The organism is Oerskovia sp. PE-21s, assembly GCF_056158145.1.
Genome location: NZ_JBUXJM010000001.1, coordinates 423,060 through 442,625 on the forward strand (window position 1 = coordinate 423,060; position 19,566 = coordinate 442,625).

General features: G+C 72.9%; 17 protein-coding genes. 9 read left to right on the top strand and 8 right to left on the bottom strand.

The genetic code is table 11. The features are described 5' to 3' along the window. Positions 1-21 precede the first annotated feature (21 nt). From ACZDYF_RS01830 to ACZDYF_RS01845, 4 genes are read right to left on the bottom strand one after another with little or no spacing between them, the layout of a single operon-like run. Entirely contained in the window at positions 22-1,422 is a 1,401-nt protein-coding gene (locus ACZDYF_RS01830) for a type III PLP-dependent enzyme domain-containing protein (protein WP_475052487.1), read from the bottom strand. Continuing rightward, positions 1,419-2,261 carry an IclR family transcriptional regulator gene (locus tag ACZDYF_RS01835; protein ID WP_475052490.1) on the bottom strand — a complete coding sequence of 281 codons (843 nt, stop codon included), beginning with the start codon at positions 2,259-2,261 and terminating at the stop codon, positions 1,419-1,421. The genes ACZDYF_RS01830 and ACZDYF_RS01835 overlap by 4 nt, the downstream gene beginning before the upstream one ends. After that, positions 2,261-3,874, bottom strand: coding sequence for an N-acyl-D-amino-acid deacylase family protein (locus ACZDYF_RS01840; RefSeq protein WP_475052493.1), 1,614 nt, complete (start codon positions 3,872-3,874; stop codon positions 2,261-2,263). The genes ACZDYF_RS01835 and ACZDYF_RS01840 overlap by 1 nt, the downstream gene beginning before the upstream one ends. Continuing rightward, the gene (locus ACZDYF_RS01845; protein WP_475052495.1) at positions 3,871-5,628 is read right to left on the bottom strand and encodes a beta-N-acetylhexosaminidase; all 1,758 of its coding nucleotides are present in this window, start codon (positions 5,626-5,628) and stop codon (positions 3,871-3,873) included. Before ACZDYF_RS01845 ends, ACZDYF_RS01840 begins: the two co-directional genes overlap by 4 nt. A gap of 119 nt (positions 5,629-5,747) precedes the next feature. Between ACZDYF_RS01845 and ACZDYF_RS01850 the strand changes: the two genes are divergently transcribed. The 8 genes from ACZDYF_RS01850 (at position 5,748) to hemQ (ending at position 15,136) form a co-directional block, all read left to right on the top strand. Then, entirely contained in the window at positions 5,748-6,113 is a 366-nt protein-coding gene (locus ACZDYF_RS01850) for an ACT domain-containing protein (RefSeq protein WP_204809704.1), read from the top strand. A gap of 62 nt (positions 6,114-6,175) precedes the next feature. Further along, positions 6,176-7,195: a LacI family DNA-binding transcriptional regulator gene (locus ACZDYF_RS01855; RefSeq protein ID WP_239527429.1), complete on the top strand. Its 1,020-nt coding sequence runs from the start codon at positions 6,176-6,178 to the stop codon at positions 7,193-7,195. A 347-nt stretch (positions 7,196-7,542) separates the two neighbouring features. Continuing rightward, positions 7,543-9,255 carry a glycoside hydrolase family 13 protein gene (locus tag ACZDYF_RS01860; protein ID WP_475052500.1) on the top strand — a complete coding sequence of 571 codons (1,713 nt, stop codon included), beginning with the start codon at positions 7,543-7,545 and terminating at the stop codon, positions 9,253-9,255. A 43-nt stretch (positions 9,256-9,298) separates the two neighbouring features. Continuing rightward, positions 9,299-10,684, top strand: coding sequence for an ABC transporter substrate-binding protein (locus ACZDYF_RS01865; RefSeq protein ID WP_475052502.1), 1,386 nt, complete (start codon positions 9,299-9,301; stop codon positions 10,682-10,684). A gap of 343 nt (positions 10,685-11,027) precedes the next feature. Beyond that, positions 11,028-11,900: a carbohydrate ABC transporter permease gene (locus tag ACZDYF_RS01870; protein WP_475053178.1), complete on the top strand. Its 873-nt coding sequence runs from the start codon at positions 11,028-11,030 to the stop codon at positions 11,898-11,900. Positions 11,901-12,121: 221 nt separating this feature from the next. Next, a complete protein-coding gene (locus ACZDYF_RS01875; protein WP_475053180.1) occupies positions 12,122-13,009 on the top strand; it encodes a carbohydrate ABC transporter permease in 888 nt (295 codons plus the stop codon). A gap of 128 nt (positions 13,010-13,137) precedes the next feature. Next, positions 13,138-14,334, top strand: coding sequence for a ferrochelatase (locus ACZDYF_RS01880; RefSeq protein ID WP_191790900.1), 1,197 nt, complete (start codon positions 13,138-13,140; stop codon positions 14,332-14,334). A gap of 67 nt (positions 14,335-14,401) precedes the next feature. Beyond that, positions 14,402-15,136 carry a hydrogen peroxide-dependent heme synthase gene (hemQ, locus tag ACZDYF_RS01885; RefSeq protein ID WP_191790899.1) on the top strand — a complete coding sequence of 245 codons (735 nt, stop codon included), beginning with the start codon at positions 14,402-14,404 and terminating at the stop codon, positions 15,134-15,136. Here the strand turns inward: hemQ and ACZDYF_RS01890 are convergent. Continuing rightward, on the bottom strand, positions 15,121-15,441 hold the full coding sequence (locus ACZDYF_RS01890) for a hypothetical protein (protein WP_475052507.1): 321 nt from the start codon (positions 15,439-15,441) through the stop codon (positions 15,121-15,123). The two genes, hemQ and ACZDYF_RS01890, sit on opposite strands and share 16 nt — an antisense overlap. A gap of 128 nt (positions 15,442-15,569) precedes the next feature. Between ACZDYF_RS01890 and ACZDYF_RS01895 the strand changes: the two genes are divergently transcribed. Next, complete coding sequence (locus ACZDYF_RS01895; RefSeq protein ID WP_475052510.1) at positions 15,570-16,406, top strand: tryptophan-rich sensory protein; 837 nt, start codon at positions 15,570-15,572, stop codon at positions 16,404-16,406. Positions 16,407-16,524: 118 nt separating this feature from the next. Here ACZDYF_RS01895 and ACZDYF_RS01900 read toward each other — a convergent pair whose 3' ends face one another. The 3 genes from ACZDYF_RS01900 to ACZDYF_RS01910 form a co-directional block, all read right to left on the bottom strand. Continuing rightward, positions 16,525-17,838: a Glu/Leu/Phe/Val family dehydrogenase gene (locus tag ACZDYF_RS01900; RefSeq protein ID WP_435876361.1), complete on the bottom strand. Its 1,314-nt coding sequence runs from the start codon at positions 17,836-17,838 to the stop codon at positions 16,525-16,527. Positions 17,839-17,940: 102 nt separating this feature from the next. Continuing rightward, a complete protein-coding gene (locus ACZDYF_RS01905) occupies positions 17,941-18,711 on the bottom strand; it encodes an aldo/keto reductase (protein ID WP_191790895.1) in 771 nt (256 codons plus the stop codon). A gap of 51 nt (positions 18,712-18,762) precedes the next feature. Beyond that, positions 18,763-19,530, bottom strand: coding sequence for a helix-turn-helix domain-containing protein (locus ACZDYF_RS01910; protein ID WP_475052513.1), 768 nt, complete (start codon positions 19,528-19,530; stop codon positions 18,763-18,765). Between the last annotated feature and the right edge of the window lie 36 nt (positions 19,531-19,566).

The following is a 19,566-nucleotide window of genomic DNA, read 5'->3' on the forward strand; positions in this document are numbered from 1 at the left end:
CAGGTGGTCCGGGGACCGGTGTCAGAACTCGGTGCCGACGACGTCGACGACCTGGTCGTCGTCGCCCACGACGGCCGCCACGCGCCACTTGTCGAACAGCGTGCACGGGTGCGAGATCCCGAACCCGACGACGTCGCCGGGCCGGATCTGCGTCGTGACGGGGGAGCTGCCCGCGGGCGTGGGGTCGATGGCGAGGTACAGGTGCTGGTCGTTGAGGCCGGTGACGCGGGCCCCCGCGAGGTCGTGCGCGGGGCGCAGGTCCCCGTTCTCGTCGAGCGTGCGCAGCCACAGGGCCGTGGGCAGGTCGATGTCGTAGGACACGTCGCGCCGCCCGACGCCGCACAGCACGAGGCCGGGCTCGGGGACCGAGAGCACCTGCCCCCACACGACGGCTGCCGCGTGCATGGGCTCGCCGCCCGGGATGCGGTCCCAGGGGTCCATGCGTGCGCAGAAGCCGTGGTCGTGCGTGACGTACGCGCCCGAGCGCACGACGACCCGCACGTCGCGCGTGGCCGAGGAGCCGTCCGGTCCGTCGGTCCCGGCGCTGCCCGGGATCGTGAGCGGGCCGGGGAGCTCGGCCAGCACGACGTCGAGGAACGAGCTGCCGCCCGCGGTCACGACCACGGGTTCGCCGTCGGGCACGAGGCCCTCGCGGACGAACGCGGCCGCGACGTCGCGCAGGCCCTGGCAGTAGGCCGTGACCTTGGCGAGGTCCTCGGGCGTGGTGCCGCCAGCGGCCGACCCCTCGTACCCGGCGACGCCCGGCACGCGCAGGCCCGCGGCGCGCACCGCGCGGGCCAGGCCCAGCGCGTCGGCCATGCTGCGCACGCCCGTGCGACCGCCCGGGACGCCGACCTCGACGAGCACGCCGAGCCCCGCGACGACGTCGGCGGGCGCCCCCGCGAAGCCGCGCGTGAGGAGCCCGACGCCCTCGATCGAGTCGACGTAGACCCACGCCTCGAACGGCGTGCCGCCCGGTGCGACGGAGGCCTCGAGCTCGCGGCGCAGCCACGCGATGTCGCGCGGGTCCATGAGCTCGTTCGCGAGGAACACCCGCTCGACCCCCCACGAGCGCACGACGCGGAGCTGGGCGGGGTTCGCGACGGTCGCGCCCCACGCCCCGGCGCGCGCCTGGCGCGCGTAGAGCGAGCGGGACATCGCGGTCTTGACGTGCGGCGCGTGCTCGACGCCGTGCTCGGCGCACAGGCGCGCCATGAGCGCGACGTTGTGGTCGAGCGCCGCGTCGTCGAGCGTCAGGAGCGGCCAGGAGAAGGCGTCGTCGGTGATGCGCGGGGAGTCCGCGAGGACGTCGGCGACGGTCCGTTCGGCGTCGAGCCGCAGGCCCTTGGTCGCGGGTCCGACGACGAGGCTCGGGTCCCCCGGCACGCTCGCGCGGCCGGACGGCTGGGTGGGGTGGGTCATGCGTTCCTCCCGGTGGGTTCGTAGCCGCAGCGCACGGAGCCCATCCCGGCGGAGACCGCGCGGGCGGCCTGCACGACGAGGGGGCCCAGCTCGCGCACCCGTGCGGGCGGCATGTGCGAGGCGAGGGCGGAGACGGAGAGCGCGCCGATCGCGGTCTCCGTGTGGTCGACGACGGCGGCCGCGACGCAGCGCACCTCGGCCTCGTTCTCGCGGTCGTCGATCGCGTAGCCGCGCTGGGCGACCGTGCGGATCTCGGCCCGCAGGTGGTCGGGGTCGGTGACGGTACGGGCCGTGACGGCGGGCATGGGGTGCTCGAGGACGGCGTCGAGGAGGTCGGCGTCGCTCGCCGCGAGGATCGCCTTGCCGACGCCCGTGCAGTACAGCGGCATGCGGCGCCCGATGCGCGAGGCCATCCGCACGACCGCGGTGTTCTCCTTCTTGTCGATGTAGACGACGTCGAGGCCGTCGTGCACGACGAGGTGGCACGTGGCCCCCGAGGCGCGCATGAGCGCCGCGAGGTGCGGTTCGGCGACCGTGCGCAGGTCGAGCCCTTCGAGGTATGCCTGGCCGAGCCGGAGCGTCCCGGCGCCGAGCACGAAGCGCCCGGTCGGGGTGCGCCGGACGAGATGGACCTCGACGAGCGGGGCGAGCAGGCGCGAGACCGTGCTCTTGTGCGTCCCGAGGACGTCCGCGAGCTCGACGAGGCTCAGGCCGCGCGCCGCGTCGTGACGCAGCGCGTCGAGGATCCCGAGCGCTCGCCGCAGCGACTGGGACGAGTTCCTGCTCGCGGTGTCGGCGATCGCGGCGGCGGTGGTCGCGGTGGCCCGCGGGCCGGCCATCACGCGCGGTCCGCCGTGACGGCCGGTCGCAGCGCGCGCCCGGGGGTGGCCCCGGTGGGCAGGCCGCCCGCGAGCACGGGGACGCCGGCGACGAGCACGTCGTCGATCCCGGTCGCGGGACGGCGCGGGTCCTCGTAGGTCGCGACGTCCTGCACGGTCTCGGGGTCTAGCAGCACGACGTCGGCGCGCGCGCCGGGCACCAGGCGGCCCCGGTCGGTGAACCCGAAGCGCTCGGCGGCGGCCGTCGACAGGTGCCGCTCGGCGTCGTGCCACGTCCAGTCGCCCAGCGTGCGCACGTGCTCGGCGAGGAAGCGCGCGAACGCGCCCCAGCCGCGCGGGTGGGGCCGTCCGCCCTGGTAGATGGCGTCGGACCCGCCCATCTGGGCGGGGTGGCGCAGCAGGGTGCGGACGGACTCGGGGGAGTTGGTCGGCGGCTGGGCGAACACGCAGCCCGCGCGCAGGTGCGTCGAGACGAGGATGCGCAGCGTCGTGTCGACGGGGTCGAGGCCGAGCCGGTCGGCGACGTCGAGCAGGGCCATGCCCTCGCTCCACCGCAGCTCGCCGGGGACGGCGGCCATGGTCACGCGCTCCCAGAGGTCGGCGAGCCCGGGGAAGTGCTCGGCCTGGAGGCGAGCGACGACGTCGGGGTCCTGGAGCATCGCGACCGTGGCGTCCGGGTCCGCGATGGGCAGCCACGTGGGCAGCGAGACCATCGACAGGATCGAGGCGCCGCGCAGGTACGGGTAGGAGTCGAACGTGACGTCGAGACCGGCCGCGTGCGCGTCCTCGACGTAGCCCACGAGCTCGGCCGCGGGGCCGTGGTAGTGCGAGACGTGGGTCGCGACGCCCGACGCCCGGGCGACCCTGACGAGCTCGGCCATCGCGGTCCCGGCCTTGTCCTCGTAGCCGCGCATGTGGCTCACGTGCGGCAGGTCGCGCTCGGCGAGGACGCGGGCCAGGGCGACGAGCTCGTCGTCGGTCGCGTTCGAGGCCGGGGCGTACTCGAGGCCCGTGGACATGCCGCACGCACCGTCGTCGAGCGCCTCGCGCAGGAGCGCGACCATGCGATCGGTCTCCTCGGGCGTCGCGGGGCGGGCCGCGCCACCCAGCACGCCGTAGCGCAGCGTGCCGTGCGGCACGAGGTAGGCGACGTTGAGCGGCGTGGTGCCGTCGTAGGTCGCGAGCAGGTCCGCGACCGAGCCGCCACGGAACGTGGGGTGCTCGCCGTTGATCGCGCTGAAGTAGCCCGTGGCCCAGGTGTGCGCGTCGGGGGTTCCGTCACCGACGGGCAGCGGCGCGGAGGGGGCGTAGGAGACGCCGTCCTGCCCGACGACGATGCTCGTGACGCCCTGGCGCAGCATCGCGAGCTGCACGTCAGGGTCCAGGACCGCGGCCTCGCCGTGCACGTGGGAGTCGACGAAGCCGGGGAACGCGATGCGCCCCGCCGCCTCGACCACGTGCGCCCCCGCGGGGACGGGCACGGTGCTCGCGGGGACGACGTCGTCGATCGTGTCGCCCGCGACCAGCAGGTCGACGGGCTCCGACAACCCCTCCGGGGTCGTGAGCCGTGCGCCGCGGACGACGAGCGTCACCGGCTGCTCCGTGGTGCTCATGCCTGTCCCTCCGAGTGCTCGTCGCGTCCCTCGACCCAGCCGCCCACGCCCGCCCAGCCGCCCGCCGCCATCTCCTGGTCGAGGTGACGCAGGAAGCCGTGCACGCCCGGACGCTGCTGCCAGGGCCTCGGCCCGTCGAGCGGGCGGTACTCGACCCCTGCCGCGTCGAGGCGCGGCAGGTGGTCGCGCTCGAGCCGCGCGAGGAACTCGGCCGAGGACGACCCGCCCGGGGTGCGCTCCGCCGTCGGGCTCCAGACGACCTCCGCGAACGCCGCGAGGCGCGGGAACGCCGCGTAGTCGACGCGGCGCGGGGAGTCGAGGTGCTCGGACCAGACCTCGGCCTGCGCGCCCAGCAGGCGGCCGGGCGCGGAGTCGAGGCCCGGGTACTGCGCGAGGACCTCGGGCGGGAACGGGTCGAACGCGTAGACGTCCTCGACCGTGCGCAGGAAGCCGACGGGCACGGGCTCGTCCTCGCCGTCGCCCGCACGGTGGTCCAGGTAGACGACCTGCTCGGGGGCCATGACGACGTCGTTGCCCGCCTCGAGGGCGTCTGCGCCGACCGTGAAGCCGCGCCACGCGGTCACGACGACGTCGCGCGGGAGCTGCGCGCCGAAGCCCTCGTCCCACACGACCGCACGACGGCCCCGGGCCGTGACGTGCTCGCTCAGGCGGGCCAGGAACCAGCCCGCGAGGTCGGCGACGTCCGCGAGGCCGCGCTCCTCGGCGAGGGCCACGATCGCGGGGCTCTCGCGCCACAGCGTCGTGGGGACCTCGTCGCCGCCGATCGCGACCCAGGGGGAGTCGAAGACGTCGAGGACCTCGTCCAGCACGTGCTTGAAGAACTCGAGCGCCTCGTCCGAGGGATCGAGGACCTCGGTGCTCACGCCCCACGTGGTGCGCACCGTGTGCGGCGCCTTGCGGGTCCCGAGGAACGGGTAGGCCGCGACGGCCGCCTCGACGTGCCCGGGCGCGTCGATCTCCGGCACGACGACGACTCCCCGCTCGCGCGCGTAGGCGACGATCTCGCGCAGGTCGTCCTGGGAGTAGAAGCCGCCGTGCGGGCGACCGTCGAAGACGCCCGTACGCCACGTCCCGACGTTCGACTCGGTGCGCCAGCCGCCCACCTCGGTGAGGAGCGGGTAGCGGTGGACCTGCATGCGCCAGCCCTGGTCGTCCGTGAGGTGGAGCTGGACGACGTTGAGCTTGTGCGCCGCCGCGAGGTCGACGAACCGCAGCACCTCGCGCTTGGGCAGGAAGTGCCGGGCGACGTCGAGCAGCACGCCTCGCCAGCCGAAGCGCGGGTGGTCCTCGATCGTGAGGGCGGGCAGCCGGACGGCGTCTGCGGGGACACCGGGGACCGGCGCGGCGACCGGCGCCGTGCGGTACGCCTGCGGTCCCGCGAGCTGGCGCAGCGTCTGCACGCCCGCGTGGGCGCCGGCCGCGTCGGCGGCCGTGAGCAGCACGGCCTGCGGGGTGATCTCGAGGCGGTAGCCGCCCGCGAGCCGCGACGCGTCGAGGGCGAGGGTCACGCCCGTGGGAGCGACGCCGTCGGGCTGGTCCTCGGCCGTGACGGGACCGAACGGCAGCTCGAGGCCGAACGCGTCCTCGGTGACCCGGCGCCACCAGCGCGCGGCGGCGGCCAGGGCGGGGTCCGTGCGGACCGGCGTGCCGTCCGTCAGCGGGAACGAGCCGGCGGCAGGCTGCAGGCTCACGGGTGCGGGCAGGAGCCCGGGTGTGGGGGTGGGGGCGCTCACGCGTCGAGCCTAACCACGGCTCGGCGCTCGAGGTGTGCCGCGCACAGGGGTTGTTGTGCACTGCACGACACTTCTCGGGGGCGATCCAGGTGTCGGTGGCGCGGCCTAGGCTCGCGGGCATGTCCGCGCAGAAGCTCCGCCTCCTCGACTCGTTCTTCACGCTCGCGCACGAGCCCCACTCGTCCTTCCCCGACGACGACGAGTGGGTCGCGCTCGTCCGCGCACCCGAGGGACTGACCGTCCTGCGCGAGGCCTCGCCCTTCGGCGGGGGCGGCGACCGGTGGGCCGGGTTCTACGGCGACCCCCACGGACTCGGCAAGCCCGGCATGCTCGCGGCGATCGTGGGCCCGCTCGCCGAGGCGGGGATCGCGGTCTTCGTCGCGTCGACGTTCCACGCGGACCTGGTGCTGGTCCCCGAGGACTCGGTCGAGTCCGCCGCGGACGTGCTCACCGACGCGGGGCACACCGTCACGCGGGGACGCTGACGGGCCGCTCAAGGTTGCGCAAGCGAACGCAAGCCGCTTGCGCTCTGCGTATAGTCAGCAGCATGTCCAGACGACTTGCCGAGGTGGCCAAGAAGGTCGGTGTCAGCGAGGCCACGGTCAGCCGCGTGCTCAACGGCAAGCCCGGGGTCTCCCAGGCGACGCGCGACTCCGTCCTCACGGCCCTCGACGTGCTCGGGTACGAGCGCCCCACCAAGCTGCGCGGTGAGCGCGGACGGCTCGTCGGCCTCGTGCTCCCCGAGCTCGCCAACCCCATCTTCCCGGCGTTCGCCGAGGTCATCGGCGGAGCGCTCGCGCAGCAGGGGTTCACGCCCGTGCTCTGCACACGCACCGCGGGCGGCATCACCGAGTCCGAGTACATCGACCTGCTCCTCGGCCAGCAGGTCTCGGGCGTGCTCTTCGCGGGCGGGTTCTACGCCCAGCGCGAGGCGGACCACGAGCCGTACCGGCGCCTGGCCGAGCGCAACCTGCCCGTGGTCCTCATGAACGCCTCGATCGAGTCGCTCGACTTCCCGCGGGTCTCGTGCGACGACGTCGTCGCCATGAACCAGGCGCTCGGGCACCTGCTGTCGCTGGGGCACCGCCGGATCGGGCTGCTGCTCGGTCCCACCGACCACATCCCGTCCGAGCGCAAGCTCGCCGCGGCCCACGCGCTCGCGGCCCGCCACGGCGTGACCATCGACCCCGCGCTCGTCCAGCACAGCCAGTACTCGCTCGAGAGCGGCCAGGCCGCCTCGGTGCGGCTCCTCGACGCCGGAGCCACGGCGATCGTGTGCGCGAGCGACCCGCTCGCGCTCGGCGCGATCCGGGCCGTGCGCCGGGCCGGCAAGCAGGTGCCGACCGACGTCTCGGTCGTGGGCTACGACGACTCGGCGCTCATGAACTCGACCGATCCCGCGCTCACGACCGTCCGCCAGCCCATCGAGCCCATGGGGCGTGCGGCCGTCGACCTGCTCGCGAGCATGATCGCGGGAGCCGACGTGTCGCGCGACGAGCTGCTGTTCGAACCCGAGCTCGTGGTGCGCGGCTCGACCGCGCCCCTGCGGAGCGCCGCGACCGACTAGCCACGCGCCGCCGACGAGGGCGCCGTCCCGGGGGATCCCGGGGCGGCGCCCTCCGTGCTGCCCGCGTCTGCCCCGGCCCCCGCCAGTCGTCGAGTGCGGAGTAGTTGCACCGCCCACGCCTTCACGGGAGCAACTGCTCCGCACACAGCGAGGCGCCTCCCGGCGAAGGTCGCGTTTTCATAACGCTCCTGTCGAGTTCTTGCGTGATTGCTGTCGAGTGATTACGTTGATCCCCAGACGCCGGATCCCACGGATCGGGAGTCCAGCGGCACACCCACCCGGGTCGCCGCGCTCGACGAGGAGCACCCGTTCACGGCTGAACGGGACGGACGGAAGACGAGGACACGGTGCGCGAGGACGACTCGACCCGAGGGACCGACCCCACCTGGTGGCGGGACGCGGTCATCTACCAGGTGTACGTGCGCAGCTTCGCGGACGGCGACGGCGACGGCACGGGCGACCTGGCCGGCGTGCGGCAGCACCTGCCGTACCTGCGGGACCTGGGCGTCGACGCCATCTGGTTCACCCCCTGGTACCTGTCCCCGCTCGCCGACGGCGGCTACGACGTCGCGGACTACCGCGAGATCGACCCCCAGTTCGGCACGCTCACCGAGGCCGAGCAGCTCATCGCCGCGGCGCGCGAGCTGGGCATCCGCACCATCGTCGACGTCGTGCCCAACCACGTCTCGGCCGCGCACCGCTGGTTCCAGGCCGCGCTCGCGGCCGGCCCCGGCTCGCCCGAGCGCGAGCGCTTCTGGTTCCACCCCGGCAAGGGCCCGGGCGGCGACGAGATGCCCACGCACTGGGTCTCCGACTTCCAGGGCACCACCTGGACCCGCACCACGAACCCCGACGGCACGCCCGGCGAGTGGTACCTGCACCTGTTCACGCCCGAGCAGCCCGACCTCAACTGGAACCACCCCGACGTCCGGCGCGAGCACGAGGACATCCTGCGGTTCTGGTTCGACCGCGGCGCCGCGGGCATCCGGATCGACTCAGCGGCCCTGCTCGTCAAGGACGCCACGCTGCCCGAGGTTCCGGCCCACCCCGGCCCCGGCGAGCACCCGCACGTCGACCGCGACGAGATCCACGACGTCTACCGCGGCTGGCGCGCCGTCGCCGAGTCCTACGACGAGCCGCGCGTCCTCGTCGGGGAGGTCTGGCTCGCCGACCGTGCCCGGTTCGCGCAGTACCTGCGCCCCGACGAGATGCACACCGCGTTCAACTTCGACTTCATGGCCCGCCCCTGGGACGCCAAGGCCCTGCGCGAGTCCGTCCAGACCACGCTCGACGCGCACGCCCCCGTCGGCGCCCCCGCCACGTGGGTCCTGTCCAACCACGACGTGACCCGCCCCGTGACGCGCTACGGCCGCGAGGACAGCGCGTTCGCGTTCGGGGCCAAGCGCTTCGGGACGCCGACCGACCTGGCCGCGGGCCGCCGTCGGGCACGGGCGGCCGCCCTGCTGTCCGCCGCGCTCCCCGGATCGCTGTACGTCTACCAGGGCGACGAGCTCGGCCTGCCCGAGGTCGAGGACCTCCCGCTCGACGTCATCAACGACCCCATGCACTTCCGGTCCGGGGGAGTGGACCCCGGCCGCGACGGCTGCCGCGTCCCCCTGCCGTGGACGCGTGGCGGCACCAGCCACGGGTTCGGGCCCGACGGCGGAGCCCACCCCTGGCTGCCCCAGCCCGCGGGGTGGGGCGACCTGTCGGTCGAGGCGCAGGTTGGCGACGACGCGTCGATGCTCAGCCTCTACCGCCAGGTCCTCGCGCTGCGCCGCACCGAGCCCGCGTTCCGCGGCGACTTCGCGTGGGCCGACGACGTCCTCGTGGGCAACGGCACGGCCGACGCGACCGGCGACCTCCTCGCGTTCACGCGCGACGACGTGCTGTGCGTCGTCAACCTCGGACCCGCCGTCCCGCTGCCCGCCGGGTACGACGTGCTCCTGACGAGCGCCGACCTCACGCAGAGCGCCGCAGGCGCCCTGCTCCCCACCGACACGGCCGCATGGCTCCGGCGCACCCCGCCCGGCCACGCGACCGGCACCACCCCCGCCTGACACCCGCCCGACCCGCACACCCGCCCGACAAGGAGCAGAGACAATGAAGTCCACACGCCGCGCGATCGCCCTCACCCTCGTGGGGGCCCTCACCGCCACCGCCCTCGCCGCCTGCTCGAGCTCCGGCTCGGGCGACGACGAGTCCGCCGACGGGAAGACCACCCTCAAGGTCGTCTCCCTCCTGCCCGGCTCCGAGCCCGAAGCCATCGACGCCTTCAACGAGCAGGTCGAGCAGTTCGAGGACGCCAACCCCGACATCGACGTCGTGCCCGAGGAGTACGAGTGGAAGGCGACCACGTTCGCCGCCCAGCTCGCCGGCGGCACCCTGCCCGACGTGTTCGAGATACCGTTCACCGACGCCAAGACCCTCGTCGAGAACAAGCAGATCGCGGACCTCGACACCCAGTTCCGCACCCTGCCCTACGCCGACAAGTTCAACCCCGCCATCATCGACGCCGGCACCGGACCCGACGGCCACGTCTACGCCATCCCCGCCAAGAACGTCTACGGCGTCGGCCTCCACTACAACCGGGCCCTGTTCGAGTCCGCAGGCCTCGACCCCGACTCGCCGCCCACCACCTGGGACCAGGTCCGCGAGTACGCCAAGAAGATCGCCGACGCCAACCCCGGCGTCGCGGGCTACGCCCAGATGACGCAGAACAACACCGGCGGCTGGCAGCTCACCGTCAACACCTACTCGCGCGGCGGCCGCGTCCAGGACGTCGCCGACGACGGCACGGCCACCGAGTCGCTCGACAACGACGGCACCAAGGAAGCCCTCGAGTTCCTCAAGGCGCTGCGCTGGGAGGACAACTCCATGGGCAGCAACTTCCTCCTCGACTGGGGCACCATGAACGAGGCCTTCGCCGCCGGACAGGTCGGCATGTACACGTCGGGCTCCGACGTCTACACCTCCATGGTCCAGTCCAACGGGCTCGACCCCGCGACCTACGGGCTCACCGCGCTGCCCCTCGACGGCGGCGACGCCGGCGTCCTGACGGGCGGCACCCTCGCCGCGATGCCCGCCAAGGCCACCGACGAGAAGAAGGCAGCCGCCGTCAAGTGGATCGACTTCTTCTACCTCAACAAGCTCGTCGACCAGGACGCCGCCGTCAAGGACGCCCAGACGCTCGTCGCGAGCGACCAGCCCGTCGGCACGCCCGTGCTCCCCATGTTCAGCAAGGAGCAGTACCTCGAGAACCAGGAGTGGATCAAGGACTACATCAACGTCCCGCTCAACCAGATGACCGGGTACACCGACACCATGTTCGACCTGCCCCTCGTCGGTGAGCCGTCGCAGAAGACGCAGGAGATCTACGCGCTCATGGACCCCGTCGTGCAGGCCGTGCTGACGGACCAGAACGCCGACATCGACAAGCTGCTGGCGGACGCGAACAAGCAGGCCCAGGCGCTGCTCGACCAGGGGTGACGTGCTGGGTGAGGTGACGCGGGGGACGGGGCCGGGCCTTCCATCCGGCCTCGTTCCTCGGCCTCCCGCCAGACCCGCCACGGCCCGGCCCCGTCCCCCGCATCCCCTCCCGGCCGGCAACCCTGTCTCGCCCGGGGCTCACCCGGTGCTCGTGAGAGCGGGCGGGCAGCCCGGCTCCTCGTTCTCCCGGTCGGTCGCGAGCCCCCTCTGGCGACCGACCGGGGACACTCCTCCTCTCCTCGACCCCGAAGGACCTTCCGTGACCGCCACCAGTGCACCGGCGCGCAGACGCCACGAAGCGCCGGCCGACAAGCCCGCCCGACGACGGTCGCCCGCGACCTGGGTGCGCGGCGGCGGGCCCAGCAACCTGGTCTTCATGCTGCCCGTGATCGTGATCTTCGGGGTCTTCTCCTGGTTCCCGATCGTGCGCGCGCTCCTCATGAGCGTGCAGGAGACGAACCTCGTCGACACCCAGTTCGTGGGGCTCGACAACTTCCGGTACGTGCTCGCCGACCCGCTGCTGTGGACCGCGGTCAAGAACACGGCGTACTTCGCGCTCCTCGCGCTGCTCTTCGGGTACCCGATCCCGCTCGTGGCTGCCGTGCTCATGAGCGAGGTGCGGCGGTACAAGGGCCTGTACTCGGCCCTCGCGTACCTGCCGGTCGTCGTGCCGCCCGTCGTGGCCGTGCTGCTGTGGAAGTTCTTCTACGACGCCGGCCCCCACGGCGTGTTCAACACGATCCTCGGCTGGGTGGGACTCGGCCCCTACCCCTGGCTGCAGGACGCGACCACGGCCATGCCGTCGCTCGTCCTCGCGGCCACGTGGGCCGGGGCCGGCGGCACGATCATCATCTACCTCGCGGCCCTGACGAGCGTCCCGCCCGAGCTCTACGACGCCGCCGAGGTCGACGGCGCGGGCGTGTGGCGCAAGGTGTGGCACGTGACCATGCCCCAGCTCCGCGGGGTCCTGTTCATCACGCTGATCCTGCAGATCATCGGGACCGCGCAGGTGTTCCTCGAGCCGTACCTGTTCACGGGCGGCGGCCCGGCGAACTCGACCATCACGATCCTGCTGCTCATCTACAACTACGCGTTCGCGAACAGCCTGGGCGGCAACTACGGCGCGGCGACCGCGCTCTCGCTCATGCTCGCGCTCGCCCTCGCGGCCTTCTCCGCCCTGTACTTCCGCCTGACCCGGTCCTGGAGCACCTCATGACGACCCCGCGCACCGACCGTCCCGCAGCCGTCCCGCCCGGAGCGTCCGGCAGCACGCCCGACGTCACCGAGCCCGACGGCGCAGCCCGCCCCGGCGAGCACCCCTCGCCCGTGGAGATCTCGGCCCAGGGCGGCGGCTCCATGGCAGGGCTCGCCGAGAGGGCCTACCTGACCCGCCGCGAGGGCGACGCGGCGCGCGAGCGCAAGCGGCGCCGTCGGGCCATGGACGGCGTGGCCGACCGCGGCGCCGTGTCCGACGCGGACTGGCGCCGCCCCTCGGTGCGGTTCGGGATGGGCGGGACGCACGTCCTGCTGCTCGTCCTGCTCGTGGTCGCGGGGCTCGGGCCCATGCTGCTGCTCGCGAAGTTCGCGGTCACGCCCACGCAGGACATCCTGCGCACGCCCATGGCGGTCTTCCCGAACGGCATCGCGTGGGACAACCTCGACAAGGCGTGGAACGAGGTGCAGATCAGCAAGTACTTCTTCAACACGATCTGGCTCGCGCTGGGGTCGTGGGCCGTGCAGATGGTCGTCGCGACGACGGCCGGGTACGCGCTGTCGGTGCTGCGCCCGCGCTACGGCAAGGTGGTCCAGGCCGCGGTGCTGTCGACCATGTTCATCCCGGCCGTGGTGCTGCTCGTCCCGCTCTACCTGACGATCCTGGACCCGCCCTTGCTGGGCACCTCGCTCATCAACAGCTTCTGGGCCGTGTGGCTGCCCGCGGGCGCGAGCGCGTTCAACGTGCTGCTCGTGCAGCGGTTCTTCGACAACCTGCCGCGCGAGGTCTTCGAGGCCGCGCGCGTCGACGGGGCAGGGCCCTACCGGCTGTTCTGGTCGATCGTGCTGCCCATGTCCAAGCCCATCCTGGGCGTGGTGTCGGTGTTCGCGATCATCGCGAGCTGGAAGGACTTCCTGTGGCCGCTCCTGGTCCTCAAGGACCCCCTGATCCAGCCGCTGTCGGTGCGCCTGCCCGCGATCGCGGCCACGACCGACAAGGGGGTGTTCCTCGCGGCGCTCGCGATCTCGACGATCATCCCGGTGCTGCTGTTCCTCGTGTTCCAGCGCACGTTCCTGCAGGGCGCGGGCCTCGGGGGAGCGGTCAAGGGGTAGGCGCGGGGCAGCGGCCCCACGCCCCGGGCGAGGTCGAGAGACGTTCTGACGAACTGTCCCGTCAATGTCACGTCGGCGTCGCACTCCTCGGGCGGAGAACCCCCAGGTACGCCTGAGAGGATGCGGACATGCCCTCGTACTCGCCCCAGACGACGGCCGCCGGACCCGGTGCACGGACCAGCACCGCTCCTGCCGCTGCCGCAGAAGTCCGCCCCTACGACGCCCTCCTCCTCTACTCGTTCGGAGGACCCAACAAGCCCGAGGACGTCGTGCCGTTCCTGCGCAACGTCACGGTCGGCAAGGGGATCCCCGACGAACGTCTCGAGGAGGTCGGCGAGCACTACTACGGGTTCGGCGGCAAGAGCCCCATCAACGAGCAGAACCTCGCCCTCAAGGCCGCGCTCGAGGAAGAGCTCGCGGACCGCGGGATCGACCTGCCCGTCGTGTGGGGCAACCGCAACTGGGAGCCCTACACGCGCGACGCCGTCGAGCAGCTCGCCGAGGTCGGCGCGAAGCGCGCCGTTGCCCTCGTGACCTCGGCCTTCTCGTCCTACTCGGGCTGCCGCCAGTACCGCGAGGACCTCGCGCTCACGCTCGACGCCCGCGGCGAGCTCGGCCCCGACGGCTCGACCGGCATCCAGTTCGACAAGGTGCGCTCGTACTTCAACCACCCCGGCTTCGCGCAGGCGAACGTCGACGCCGTGCTCGAGGCGTACGAGGCGCTCGCGGCCAAGGGCGGCGACGTGCGCGAGGCCCGGCTCGTGTTCGTTACGCACTCGATCCCGCTGACCATGGAGGCCGCGTCGCGCATCTCGCACGCCACCTACTCGCGCCAGCACCTCGACCTGGCCCGCGTCGTCGCCGAGGAGGTCTCGGCCCGCCTCGGTCACGAGGTCGAGTGGAACCTCACGTTCTGCTCGCGCTCCGGCCCGCCCGCTCAGCCGTGGCTCGAGCCGGACGTCAACGACCACCTGGAGTCGCTGGCCGCCGACGACGTCACGAACGTCGTGCTCTCGCCGATCGGCTTCGTGTCGGACCACATGGAGGTCGCGTACGACCTCGACACCGAGGCCATGGAGACCGCGACGCGCCTCGGGATCACCGCGGTGCGCGCCGGGACCGTCGGCACCCGGGCGCCCTTCGTCAAGGGCCTCGTGGACCTGGTCCTCGAGCGGGCGGCCATCGCGCGCGACGAGAAGTTCACGGAGGCCGTGGTCGGCGAGCTCGGCCCGTTCCGCTCGGTCTGCGCACCGGACTGCTGCCTGCGCCGCGACGGCGAGCCCAGCGGCATCCCCGCGCTGTGCAGCACCGACCTGCACCGCTGACCAGACGACCCGCACGACTCCCAGGACGGCGACGTACCGGGAGCACGCACTCCAGAGAGGCACGACGATGAACGACGCGCACCGCGTCCCCGTGGACCACGAGCAGATCAACGACTCGATCCGCTACACGATGTGGTCGGTCTTCGCGCTGGCCGAGTCCCTGCCGGCCGACGCCGCCGAGCGCACCGAGATGGTCGAGGCCGCTCTCGCCGCGGTCGGTGGCGGCGACGACCCGGCGGCCGTCGAGGGCGACCTCGTGGTCCGCGGCTGGTACGACCTGGGGGGCCTGCGCTCCGACGCCGACCTCATGGTCTGGTGGCACGGTCCGACCGTCGAGTCGGTCCAGGGCGCCTACCAGCGCCTGCGGGCGAGCGAGCTCGGCCGTCACCTCGAGCCGGTCTGGTCGAACGCGGCCCTGCACCGCCCGGCCGAGTTCAACCGTGGCCACGTCCCTGCGTTCCTCATGCACGAGGAGCCGGGCGCGTACCTGTGCGTGTACCCGTTCGTGCGGTCGTACGACTGGTACCTCCTGCCCGACGCCGAGCGCCGCACCATGCTGCGCGACCACGGCCTCGCGGCCCGCGACTACGCGGACGTGCGGGCCAACACGGTCGCTTCCTTCGCCCTCGGCGACTACGAGTGGCTGCTGGCCTTCGAGGCCCAGGAGCTGCACCGCATCGTCGACCTCATGCGCGACCTGCGGGCCACCGAGGCGCGCCGCCACGTGCGCGAGGAGACGCCGTTCTTCACGGGTCCCCGGACCACGCTGATCGAGTGGGCGGGGCGTCAGCCGCTGTCCTGAGCTCGTGTCCTGCCGCTGAGTGCGGAGTAGTTGTCGCCCATCTGCCCGATCCGCGACAACTGCTCCGCACTCAGAGGTTCTCGCGAGTCCAGGATGCGGCCGAACGCTCCGTACAGGTCGACCGAGAGCGGGACGTGTCCGTGCTCCCACGCCGGGGCGACGTACTGCTGCTCGGAAAAGGTGCGGGCTGTCGTCGCCGTGAGCCCTGCAGACGACGCAGATGCCGCAGGGGTACCGGACGTCGCGGCCCCCGGGGCCAACGCGCGGACGAGGGCGCCGAGCGTGGCTCGCAGCAAGCTGTTCATGTGGTTCTCCGACGGCGGGCCGCGTCGCGGCGATCTGCTGGCGCCGGAGCGTAACCGGTCGAGGGCGCTCGACGCCAGCGGGGTGCGCACAAGATGCTCAGCATGCTGAGTGTTGGCATGCTGGGAGCATGAGCGCGACCCGAGAAACCACGTCAGCCCAGCCCGCCGCGGCCCCCACGACCGCCGACCGGGTCCGCCAGGTCACCGTCCTCGTCGGAGCCGTGATCGCGATCGTCGGCGCGGCCTTCGGCTCCGGAGCGTTCGGCGGACAAGCCGTCCAGAACGCGTCGGGGGGAGCCCTCGCCGCCGACGCGACCCCCGTCGCGCCGGACGGTCCGGCTTTCTCGATCTGGTCGGTGATCTACCTGGGGCTCGCGGTCTTCGCGGTCTACCAGGCGATCCCGCGCCAGGCCACCGATTCCCGCCTGCGGTCCGTGTCGTGGTGGGTCCTGGTCTCGATGCTCCTCAACGCCGCCTGGATCGGCGTGGTCCAGACGGGTGTCCTGCCGCTCAGCGTCGTCGTGATCGGCCTGCTCGTCGCGGTGCTCGCCGTGATCCTCGTGCGGCTCGTGCGCACCCCGCCCGCGAGCACGGTCCAGGCCGTCGTCCTGGACGGCACGGTCGGCCTCTACCTGGGCTGGGCCAGCGTCGCGACGCTCGCCAACGTCGCCGCCGCGCTCACCGACGCGGGCGTGGGCGAGATGGGTCTCGGCGCGACCGCCTGGGGCGTGCTCGTCGTCGCGGCCGGCGCGGTCCTGGCCGTCGCCTACGCCCTCTTCGCGGCGCGCAGGCCGGTGGTCGCGATCGCGATCGGCCTGGCCATGGCCTGGGGGCTCGGCTGGATCGCCTACGGTCGCGCCAACGGTCCCCTCGTCGACGGCACCGTCGCGGTGGCGGCGGGCGTCGCCGCAGCCGTCGCGCTCCTGGCCCCCGTCGTGACCACGCTGCGCGCACGACGCGGCTGACGCGGCGTCGTCGGGCAGGGAGGTCCTGCCGGGGACGTGCGGGGCCGCCCGGCCAGGACGTGCGACAGGGCGGCCCTCGCCTCGCGAGGACCGCCCTGCCCGGGGCGACGGACGATCGCTACGGGTAGAGCCCGCGGATCTGGTGCGCCTCGGCCGTGCGCTGGATGCCGATGACGAGCGCGGCGTCGCGCAGGCTCATCTCCTCGCGACGAGCCAGCGACGACACGCCCTGGTAGGCCACGTGCATGCGGTGCTCGAGCTTCTCGCCGATCTCCTGCTCGGTCCACCAGTACGCCTGGTTCGCCTGGACCCACTCGAAGTAGGACACGACGACGCCACCCGCGTTCGCGAGGATGTCGGGCACCACGGTCACGCCGTTCTTGGCGAGGATGCGGTCGCCCGCGGCGGTCGTCGGACCGTTCGCTCCCTCGACGACCCAGCGCGCCTTGACGGTGTGCGCGGTCTCGTCGTCGAGCACGCCCTCCACGGCCGCCGGGATGAGGACGTCCACGGGCAGCGCGAGCAGCGCGTGGTTGTCGATCGGCTCGGCGTCCTCGAAGCCGACCACGGTCCCGGTCTCGGCGACGTGCCGGAACAGCGCCGCGACGTCGAGCCCGTCCTCGTCGTGGATGCCGCCGTACTGGTCGCTCACCGCGACCACCCGGGCGCCCTGGCCCGCGAGGATCGCGGCGGCGTGCGAGCCGACCTTGCCGAACCCCTGCACCGCGATCGACGCGTCCGAGAGCTCGAGCCCCGCCTCGGCGAGCGCTGCCTTGGTCGTGTGGACCACGCCCTGCGACGTCGCCGTGGTGCGTCCGAGCGAGCCGCCCACGGGGATCGGCTTGCCCGTCACGACGCCCGGGATCGTGTATCCCTGGTTGACCGAGTAGGTGTCCATGACCCACGCCATGGTCTGCTCGTTGGTCCCCATGTCGGGGGCCATGATGTCCCGCTCGGGGCCGATCACCGGCATGATCTCGCTCGTGTACCGGCGGGTCACGCGCTCGAGCTCGGCCTGCGAGTACTGGCGCGGGTCGATCGACACGCCGCCCTTGGCCCCGCCGTACGGCAGGTCCACGACGGCGCACTTCCAGGTCATCCACATGGCGAGCGCACGCACCTCGTCGATGTCGACGCTCGGGTGGTAGCGCAGCCCGCCCTTGCCGGGGCCGCGCGACACGTTGTGCTGGACGCGGTAGCCGCGGAACAGCACGATCTCTCCGCTGTCGCGACGCAGCGGGACCGAGACGTTGACCTCGCGGCGTGGGGTCGCGAGCATCTCGTGCAGGCCCGGGTCGTAGCCGAGGATCTCCACCGCGCTCGCGAGCTGGCTGTGGGCCGTCGCGAGCGCCGAGGCCTTCTGGTGGGGCGACTCGGTGGTGGATCCGGCCTGGGTGGCACCGCTGGTGGGCGGCGTTGACGTCGTCGTCACTCTTCCTCCGGGTGATGAGGGTTTTCCGGTCCCGAGGTGAGGGACCGTGCCCGTCCAACGTACCGCCAGGTCGTGGCCCGTTTCACGTCACCGGCCGGATCGTCACCCCAGCGTGTCGATGCTCGCGAGCTCGTCGGGGCTCAGCGAGAAGCCCGTGACGTCGAAGTTCGCCTCGATCCGGGCCGGGGTCACCGACTTGGGGATCACGACGAAACCGTGGTCCAGGTGCCAGCGCACGACGACCTGCGCGGTGCTGACCCCGTGCGCGTTCGCGACTGCCTGGAGTGCGGGCGAGTCGAGGTTGGTGCGCTTGAACGGGCTGTACCCCTCGAGCACCACGCCGCGCTGGGCGTGCTGCTCGACGACGCGTGCGTCGTAGTCGTCGGGGCCCCACGGGATCTGGTTGACCGCAGGGGTCTCGCCGGTCTGCTCGGACAGGACGTCGAGCTGGTCCACCGAGTAGTTCGACACCCCGACCGACCGCACGAGGCCCACGTTGCGCGCCGCGAGCAGCTCGGCCCACACCCAGGGCGAGGCGTCGCCGGACGGTGGCCAGTGGATCAGCCACAGGTCCAGGTAGTCGGTGCCGAGCAGGCGCAGCGACCGTGCCAGGGTCTCGTGCTCGCGGCCCACGTCGGCGGGGCGCAGCTTGGTCGTGAGGAACACGTCCTCGCGCGGCACACCGGAGGCGGCGAGCGCGCGACCCACCTGCTCCTCGTTGCCGTACATGGTCGCGGTGTCGATGTGGCGGTACCCGACGTCGAGCGCGTGGCGCACCGCGCGGTAGCAGTCGTCGCCCTCGGACTGCCACGTGCCGAGGCCGAGCAGGGGGATGTCTCCGCCGGGCAGGGCGGCGGTGGGGATCGAGGTCATGGTTCCCAGTCTTGGCACGGGACGCGCGGGTGCGCGAGCCGGGAGGGCGACCTACCGCCGCGCCCGCCGCCGGAAGGACGACGGAGTCTCGCCCGTCAGGCGCGCGAACGTCCGGGTGAACGCGGGCTGGTCGTAGAAGCCCGTGACGACCGCGATCTCGGCGATGGGTGAGTCCGTCGCCGCGAGCAGCTCGGCCGCCCGGTCGACCCGGGAGCGGAGCACGAGCTGGCGCGGGCTGAGCGAGAACACGCGCCGCACGCGGCGGTCGAGCACCGCGGGCGTGCACCCTGCGAGGGCCGCGAGGTCCGCGACCGTGAGCGCCTGCCCCAGACGCTCCTCGATGCCCGCGACGAGCCGCGCCATCGAGTCCATCGAGGCGTCGTCGGCGTCGTCCTCGCGCAGGTCCTGCGAGACCGAGACGAGCCCGACGAGGTGACCGGCGCCGTCGTGCACCGGGAGCTTGGACGTGAGGAACCAGCCGGGCGTGCCGCCCAGGCGGCGGATGAGCTCGAGCTCGTTGCGCAGCGGGCGGCCCGTGCGCAGGACCTCGGCGTCCTGCTGGTCGTAGCGCTCGGCGAGCTGGGGGACGAACAGGTCGGTGGCGCGCTTGCCGAGGACCGCGCGGCGCGAGCGCTCGTGCGTGCGAGCGACGAAGACACGGTTGACCAGCACGTACCGACCCGTGACGTCCTTGGCGCAGAACATGGTCGACGAGAGCTCGTCCATGAGGTCGACCATCGCGGGGCTGAGGGCAGCCAGCAGCGCCTCGCCGCCTGGCCAGGTGCGTGGTGGGGTGGACTTGTCCGGAAGCGATGCCATGACAGCCCGGATCGTACAAGACGAAGCGTCAGCAAC